This is a genomic window from Castellaniella sp., assembly GCF_041677825.1.
Lineage (GTDB): Bacteria > Pseudomonadota > Gammaproteobacteria > Burkholderiales > Burkholderiaceae_B > Castellaniella.
In genome coordinates this window covers 1-7,914 of sequence record NZ_JBAYPG010000049.1, presented here as the reverse complement: position 1 = coordinate 7,914, position 7,914 = coordinate 1, and the positions used below count along the sequence as shown (strand labels likewise).

7 protein-coding genes, 1 tRNA gene and 1 pseudogene are annotated in these 7,914 nt (G+C 62.9%); all 9 read right to left on the bottom strand.

The window, feature by feature from the left end:
• Window positions 1-4,065, bottom strand: a 4,065-nt coding sequence (gene rpoB / locus WCY17_RS14175; RefSeq protein ID WP_372702836.1) for a DNA-directed RNA polymerase subunit beta, incomplete at its 3' end; no start/stop codon positions are given.
• A gap of 212 nt (window positions 4,066-4,277) precedes the next feature.
• The gene (rplL, locus tag WCY17_RS14170; RefSeq protein WP_372702835.1) at window positions 4,278-4,658 is read right to left on the bottom strand and encodes a 50S ribosomal protein L7/L12; all 381 of its coding nucleotides are present in this window, start codon (window positions 4,656-4,658) and stop codon (window positions 4,278-4,280) included.
• A gap of 68 nt (window positions 4,659-4,726) precedes the next feature.
• On the bottom strand, window positions 4,727-5,251 hold the full coding sequence (gene rplJ / locus WCY17_RS14165) for a 50S ribosomal protein L10 (protein WP_372702834.1): 525 nt from the start codon (window positions 5,249-5,251) through the stop codon (window positions 4,727-4,729).
• A gap of 228 nt (window positions 5,252-5,479) precedes the next feature.
• Window positions 5,480-6,175 carry a 50S ribosomal protein L1 gene (gene rplA / locus WCY17_RS14160; RefSeq protein ID WP_372702833.1) on the bottom strand — a complete coding sequence of 232 codons (696 nt, stop codon included), beginning with the start codon at window positions 6,173-6,175 and terminating at the stop codon, window positions 5,480-5,482.
• Between the two features lies 1 nt (window position 6,176).
• Window positions 6,177-6,611, bottom strand: coding sequence for a 50S ribosomal protein L11 (gene rplK, locus WCY17_RS14155; RefSeq protein WP_372702832.1), 435 nt, complete (start codon window positions 6,609-6,611; stop codon window positions 6,177-6,179).
• A gap of 60 nt (window positions 6,612-6,671) precedes the next feature.
• Window positions 6,672-7,205: a transcription termination/antitermination protein NusG gene (gene nusG, locus WCY17_RS14150; protein WP_372702831.1), complete on the bottom strand. Its 534-nt coding sequence runs from the start codon at window positions 7,203-7,205 to the stop codon at window positions 6,672-6,674.
• Between the two features lie 10 nt (window positions 7,206-7,215).
• The gene (gene secE, locus WCY17_RS14145) at window positions 7,216-7,596 is read right to left on the bottom strand and encodes a preprotein translocase subunit SecE (RefSeq protein WP_372702830.1); all 381 of its coding nucleotides are present in this window, start codon (window positions 7,594-7,596) and stop codon (window positions 7,216-7,218) included.
• Window positions 7,597-7,635: 39 nt separating this feature from the next.
• Window positions 7,636-7,711, bottom strand: a tRNA-Trp gene (locus WCY17_RS14140).
• 79 nt (window positions 7,712-7,790) lie between these two features.
• A pseudogene (locus tag WCY17_RS14135) lies at window positions 7,791-7,914 on the bottom strand (elongation factor Tu); the annotation flags it as partial.

Below are 7,914 nucleotides of genomic sequence, written 5' to 3'. Positions count from 1 at the left end.
GACCAGCACGTTGAACGATTCGGGCATGCCGGCATCGATCACGTGATCCCCCTTGACGATGTTTTCGTACACCTTGGTGCGGCCGGTGATGTCATCGGACTTGACGGTGAGCATCTCCTGCAGGGTGTAGGCCGCGCCATAGGCCTCGAGCGCCCAGACTTCCATCTCGCCGAAGCGCTGGCCGCCAAACTGCGCCTTGCCGCCCAGCGGCTGCTGGGTCACCAGGGAGTACGGGCCGGTCGAACGGGCGTGCATCTTGTCATCGACCAGGTGATGCAGCTTGAGGAAGTGCATGTAGCCCACGGTGACGGGCCGCTCGAACAGATCGCCCGTACGCCCGTCGGTCAGCCAGGCCTGGGTGCGGCCGCTGGTGAGGCGCAGTTCGTCGGCGTTCGCGTCGGGATAGGCGAGTTCGAGCATGTGCGTGATGTCTTCTTCGGTGGCGCCGTCGAACACCGGCGTGGCCAGCGGCACCCCGTCGCGCAGGTTCTGCGCCAGGGCGGTGACCTCGTCGTCGGTCAGGCTGTCGAGCCGCACCGAGCCGCCACAGGCCCCGTACAGCCCCTGCAGCATGGCCCGGACCTGCTTGACCTGCACCCCGCGCTCGTCATCGAGCATCTGCGCGACCCGGCGACCCAGGCCCTTGGCCGCCCAGCCCAGGTGCACTTCGAGCACCTGGCCGATGTTCATGCGCGAAGGCACGCCCAAGGGGTTGAGTACGATGTCCACAGGGGTGCCATCGGCCATGTGCGGCATGTCCTCGACCGGAATGATGCGCGAGACCACGCCTTTGTTGCCATGCCGGCCAGCCATCTTGTCGCCCGGCTGCAGGCGCCGCTTGACCGCCAGGTAGACCTTGATCATCTTGAGCACGCCGGGCGGCAACTCGTCGCCCTGGGTGAGCTTCTTGCGCTTTTCTTCGAAAGCCAGATCGAACTGGTGGCGTTTCTGCTCGAGCGCGTCCTTGACCTGCTCGAGCGCGATGGCCGCGTCTTCGTCGGCCAGACGAATGTCGAACCACTGCCACCGGTCCAGGCTGTCGAGATACTCGGCCGTGAGCTCGGTGCCCTTGGCCAGCTTGCGCGGCCCGCCATTGACGACCTTGCCGGCCAGCGTCTTGCGCAGCCGGTCGAAGGCATCGTTCTCGACGATGCGCAGCTGGTCATCGAGATCCTGGCGAAAGCGCCGCAGTTCGTCGTCGATGATGGACTGGGCGCGCTTGTCGCGTTCGATGCCTTCGCGCGTGAAGACCTGGACGTCGATCACCGTGCCCGTCATGCCCGAGGGCACGCGCAGGGAGGTGTCCTTGACGTCGGACGCCTTCTCGCCAAAGATGGCGCGCAACAGCTTTTCTTCGGGGGTCAGCTGGGTTTCGCCCTTGGGCGTCACCTTGCCCACCAGCACGTCATCGGCGCGCACTTCAGCGCCGATGTGCACGATGCCGGAGTCATCCAGCCGGTTGAGCTGGGTTTCGGCCAGGTTGGAGATGTCGCGCGTGATTTCCTCGGCACCCAGCTTGGTGTCGCGGGCCACCACGGTGAGTTCCTCGATGTGGATCGAGGTGTAGCGGTCATCGGCCACGATGCGCTCGGAAATGAGAACCGAATCCTCAAAATTGTAACCGTTCCAGGGCATGAAGGCGATCAGCATGTTCTGACCCAGGGCGAGTTCGCCCAGGTCGCTGGATGCGCCATCGGCCAGCACATCGCCGCGGGCGACGCGGTCGCCGCGCGAGACGATGGGCCGCTGGTTGATGTTGGTATTCTGGTTCGAGCGGGTGTATTTTTTCAGGTTGTAGATGTCCACCCCGACTTCGCCTGCCACATTTTCGTCGTCATTGACGCGGATCACCACCCGGTCGGCATCCACGAAATCGACCACGCCACCGCGCCGTGCCTGTACGGTCGTGCCCGAGTCGACCGCCACCGTGCGCTCGATGCCGGTGCCCACCAGGGGCTTCTCGGGGCGCAGACAGGGCACGGCCTGGCGCTGCATGTTGGCCCCCATCAGGGCGCGGTTGGCGTCATCGTGCTCGAGAAACGGGATCAACGAAGCCGCCACCGAGACGATCTGCGAAGGCGCCACGTCCATGTACTGGATGTTCTCGGGCGCCGTGAGCAGGGTTTCACCCGCCTCGCGACAGGCGACCAGGTCGTCGGTAAAGCGCCCTTCCTCATCCAGATGGGCGTTGGCCTGGGCAATCACGTACTTGCTTTCTTCGATGGCCGACAGGTATTCGATCTGGTCGGACACCCGGCCATCGATGATGCGGCGATACGGCGTTTCGAGAAAGCCGTATTCGTTCAGGCGCGCATACAGGGCCAATGAGTTGATGAGGCCGATGTTGGGCCCTTCAGGCGTCTCGATGGGGCAGACCCGGCCGTAGTGGGTAGGATGCACGTCGCGCACCTCGAAGCCTGCGCGCTCGCGCGTCAGGCCGCCCGGCCCCAGGGCCGAGACGCGCCGCTTGTGGGTGATTTCGGACAGCGGGTTGGTCTGATCCATGAACTGCGACAACTGGCTGGAGCCGAAGAATTCCTTGATGGCCGCCGAGATCGGTTTCGAGTTGATCAGGTCGTGCGGCATCAGGTTCTCGGACTCGGCCTGGCTGAGGCGTTCCTTGACGGCGCGTTCGACGCGCACCAGACCGGCACGGAACTGGTTTTCGGCAAGCTCGCCCACGCAACGCACCCGGCGATTGCCCAGGTGGTCGATATCATCGATCTGGCCGCGGCCGTTGCGCAGTTCGACCAGCACCTTGATGGTCGCCAGAATGTCATCGTCGGTCAGCGTGAGCGGGCCGGCGTTGCCCTCGTCACGGCCCAGCCGGCTGTTGACCTTCATGCGCCCGACGCGCGACAGGTCGTAAGAATCTTCGGAATAGAACAGACGCTGGAACAGCGCTTCGACGGCTTCTTCGGTGGGCGGCTCGCCCGGGCGCATCATGCGGTAGATGGCCACGCGCGCGGCCATCTGGTCCGCGGTCTCGTCGGTGCGCAGGGTCTGCGAAATGTACGCCCCTTCACTGAGTTCGTTGACATACAGGGTTTCGATGTCGCGAATGCCGGCTTCGCGCATTTCGGCCAGCAGGGTCTCGGTGATCTCGTCGTTGGCCAGCGCCAGAACCTCGCCGGTTTCCGGGTGCACGATGTTGCGCGCCAGCACCCGGCCGATGAGGTAGTCTTCGGGCACGGAGATATGGTGCACGCCGGCCTGGTCCAGATCGCGCAAATGACGCGCATTGATGCGCTTGTCCTTCTCGACGATGACCGCCCCCTTGTGGTCGGCAATATCGAACCGGGCGACCTCGCCCTTCCAGCGCTCGGGCACGAACTCGAGGCGCCCGCCTTCGGGCAGCAGCTCGATGTGATCGAATTGCGAGAAAAAGGCCAGGATGGCCTCGACGCTCATGCCGATGGCTTTGAGCAGAATGGTGACGGGCATCTTGCGGCGCCGGTCGATGCGAAAGAACAGGATGTCCTTGGGATCGAACTCGAAATCGAGCCAGGAGCCGCGATACGGGATCACCCGTGCCGAGAACAGCAGCTTGCCCGAACTGTGGGTCTTGCCGCGGTCATGCTCGAAGAACACGCCCGGCGAGCGGTGCAACTGCGAAACGATGACGCGCTCGGTCCCGTTGATGACGAAAGAGCCATTGTCGGTCATGAGCGGCATCTCGCCCATGTATACTTCCTGTTCCTTGACCTCTTTGATGGTGGGCTTGCTGACCTCGCGGTCCATGAGCACCAGGCGCACCTTGGCGCGCAGCGGCGATGCGTAGGTCAGGCCGCGTTGCTGGCACTCTTTTACATCGAACACCGGGGTGCCGAGCATGTAGCTGACAAACTCCAGGCGCGCCATCTGGTTATGGCTGACGATGGGAAATATCGAATTGAAGGCCGCCTGCAGACCTTCTTCCGCCCGTCTGGACGGGCTGACGTCCGATTGCAGGAAAGTCCGGTAAGATTCCAGTTGGGTCGCCAGCAGATAGGGGACGTCTTGTACGTCTTCACGCTTGGCGAAGGTTTTGCGAATGCGCTTCTTTTCGGTGTACGAATAGGGCATGAGCACTCCGATTCGAGGTTGCTTGGCCGTCATCCACGGCCAGGGACAGAATCGCCGCTCGCGAAGGGTGCATCCATGAACCGGTGCACAACGCCTGCGGTACGGCTTGCGACTCTTGAAAACCCGGCTGGCAGCGCCGCCAACAACAGGTTTTCGAGAAACGCAAAAGCCCGGAGAGGCTTTTCGGGCTCTCCGGGCGCGGGCTTGCGGTCTTACTTGAGCTCGACCTTGGCGCCAGCGTCTTCGAGCTTCTTCTGGGCTTCTTCGGCAGCGGCCTTGTCGACCCCTTCCTTGACGGCCTTGGGCGCGCCATCGACCAGGTCCTTGGCCTCTTTCAGGCCCAGGCCCGTGATTTCACGCACGGCCTTGATGACGCTGACCTTGTTGGCACCGATTTCAGCAAGGAACACGGTGAATTCGGTCTGCTCTTCGGCGGCCGCGGCTGCTGCACCGGCAGCAGGCGCAGCGGCCACGGCAACAGCGGCAGCAGCCGCGGATACGCCGAACTTTTCTTCCATTTCAGTGATCAGTTCGGACAGCTCGAGCACGCTCATGGCGGCGATTGCATCGAGGATTTCAGCTTTGGTAGCCATTTGGATGAACTCCGGAAAATTGATTGAACCAGGTTGGATGGTCGCTGGTCACGTGAACCCCAGGCTGCCTAGGCAGCCTGTTTCTGATCGCGCACGGCGGCCAGGCCGCGCACGAACTTGGTGGGCACTTCGTTGAGCGTACGCACGAACTGGGCGATGGGCGCCTGCATGGTGCCCAGCAGCCTGGAGAGCAATTCGTCGCGCGACGGCATGGTGGCCAAAGCCTTCACACCATCGGACGTCAGCAGGCTGTTGGGCAGGGCCCCGCCTGTGATGACCAGTTTTTCATTGGTCTTGGCGAATTCGGCAAGCACCTTGGCCGCCGCCACCGGATCCGGGCTGATGGCATACATCAGCGGACCGGCGAGCTGCCCGGACAGACCCTCGAAGGGCGTGCCGGACAGCGCGCGGCGTACCAGCGTGTTCTTGAGAACACGCAGATACACACCCGACTCTCGCGCAGTTTTGCGCAATACGGTGACGGAGGCGACATCCAGACCACGATACTCGGCGACCACCACCGAATGGGCCCGACCGAGTTCGGCCGAGATTTCCTCGATGACGACCGCCTTTTCCTGGCGATTGAGACTCATGGTTGAACACTCCATCTAGTGATGCCCGGCCTGATTGCCGGACATCGACCGAATGCGGCGCACCTGGTCGAGTTCACGAATGAATTCTTCCTGGGCGCCGTCTGCGCTGGATCCGCATGCTTCACGGGATTAAGCCCTGACCTGCCGAGACAGGCTCGGGCTCCAGCGGTCTTTGACAGCGATGCCCGGGATTGCGCCCGGGCATGGCCCAAAGTTCCTTGGACAGCATCAGGCTGTCAGACTGGCCACCTCGACACGGACCCCGCCCCCCATGGTGGAGGAGACGGCGACCTTGCGCAGATACACCCCTTTGGCCGCCGTCGGGCGCGCCTTGTTGAGCGCATCGATCAGCGCAGCCAGATTGGTCTGCAGCTGCTCGCCCTCGAAGGAGGCGCGGCCTATGGTGGCATGAATGATGCCGGCCTTGTCGGTGCGATACTGGATCTGCCCGGCCTTGGCGTTCTTGACGGCCGTGGCGACATCGGGGGTGACCGTACCCACCTTGGGGTTGGGCATCAGGCCGCGAGGGCCCAGGACCTGACCCAGGGCACCCACCACCCGCATGGTATCGGGCGATGCAATGACCACATCGAAATCGATATTGCCCGCCTTGATGCTGGCCGCGAGATCATCGAGGCCCACGATGTCGGCCCCCGCCGCGCGGGCTGCATCGGCCTTTTCGCCCTGGGCGAACACGGCAACCCGCACGGACTTGCCGGTACCGGCCGGCAAGACGACCGAGCCGCGCACGAGCTGGTCGGACTTGCGCGGATCGATGCCCAGTTGCACGGCGACATCGATGGATTCATTGAATTTGGCCGTCGCGGTTTCCTTGACCAGGGCCAGCGCCTCGGCCACCGGATAGAGCCGGTTGCGATCGATCCTGGCTGCAACGGCAGCTGCACGTTTGCTGAGTCGGGCCATGTCAGATCACCCCTTCGACGTCGATGCCCATGCTGCGGGCGGTACCGGCCACCGTACGCACGGCGGCATCCAGATCGGCTGCGGTGAGGTCAGGCTCTTTCGCACGGGCAATTTCTTCGGCCTGGGCGCGCGTGAGCGAACCGACCTTGGCCGAGTTCGGCGTGGCCGAGCCCTTCTGGATGCTGGCTGCCTTCTTGCTCAGGATGGTGGCCGGCGGCGTCTTCATGATGAAGGTGAAGCTCTTGTCGGCAAACGCCGTGATCACCACCGGGATCGGCAGACCCGGCTCCATGCCCTGTGTCCGGGCATTGAAGGCCTTGCAGAATTCCATGATGTTCAGCCCACGCTGACCGAGCGCCGGCCCGATCGGGGGGGATGGATTGGCTTTGCCAGCTGGCACTTGCAGCTTGATGAAGCCGACGATTTTCTTCGCCATTCAAAGCTCCTGTCGGGTCCAAGCGCCCCTGCCAGTGCAGGGGCTCCCCGGTTGGTTGCGTCAGGCCTTCTCGACCTGACTGAAATCGAGTTCGACGGGTGTGGCACGACCGAAAATGGTCACCGACACGCGAACCTTGCTTTTCTCGTAGTTGACGTCTTCGACCATGCCGTTGAAATCGGCAAATGGGCCTTCCTTGACACGCACGGCTTCGCCCACTTCGAAGAGCACCTTGGGGCGTGGCTTTTCGACGCCCTCTTCCATTTGCGACAGGATCTTGTCGACCTCGCGGTCGGAGATGGGCGCCGGCCGATTGCCCGAGCCGCCGAGAAAGCCCGTCACGCGGTTGGTGCTCTTGACCAGGTGCCAGGTTTCATCGGTGAGATCCATTTCGATGAGCACATAGCCCGGAAAGATGCGCCGTTCGGAAATGGATTTGCGGCCATCCTTGATTTCGACCACTTCTTCGGATGGCACCAGAATGCGGCCGAAGGCCTCTTGCAGGCCGGCCCGATCGATGCGCTCGACCAGGGCCTTGTGTACGCTTTTTTCCATGCCCGAATAGACATGGACGACATACCAGCGCTTGCTCATGCGTTGTCCTTCAGTTCCAGCCCAGCAGCAGGCCATAGATGACCCAGCCCAGAAGCTTGTCGGCCAGCCACAGCAGCAGGCCCATGGCGACCACGAAGGCGAAGACGATGGCGGTCATGCGCGTGGCTTCATTGCGCGAAGGCCAGATGACGCGGCGCGTTTCGTTGTAGGCTTCGCGCCCGAAGGCCAGGGTACGCCGCCCGGTATCACTGAACGCCGCAATGAGGGCCGCCAGTATCAGGCCGGTGACAAAGGCCCCGATGCGGACCCAGGTGGGCTCTTCGACCAGCACGGAGTAGGCGACGATGCCTGCCAGCAAGACAAGCACGGCCAGGCCGAGCTTCACGCGATCGGCGGCATGGCTGACGGTTTCTATGTTTTGCTGCGACATGATCTCGGTTGGGCATCGCACAGGCGATGAAAAGAACGGTGGCAGGGGCAGAAGGAATCGAACCCTCAACCTTCGGTTTTGGAGACCGACGCTCTGCCAATTGAGCTATACCCCTGTAAACCCTGCGAGGCATGTTGCCATACCCCGTGAAAAATGCATGGTGGGCCAGAAAAGCCCACCATTGTACAGCAAAACTACTTGATGATCTTGGCCACGACGCCAGCGCCCACGGTGCGGCCGCCTTCACGGATGGCAAAGCGCAGGCCTTCTTCCATCGCAATCGGCGCAATCAGGCTCACGTTGATCGAGATGTTGTCG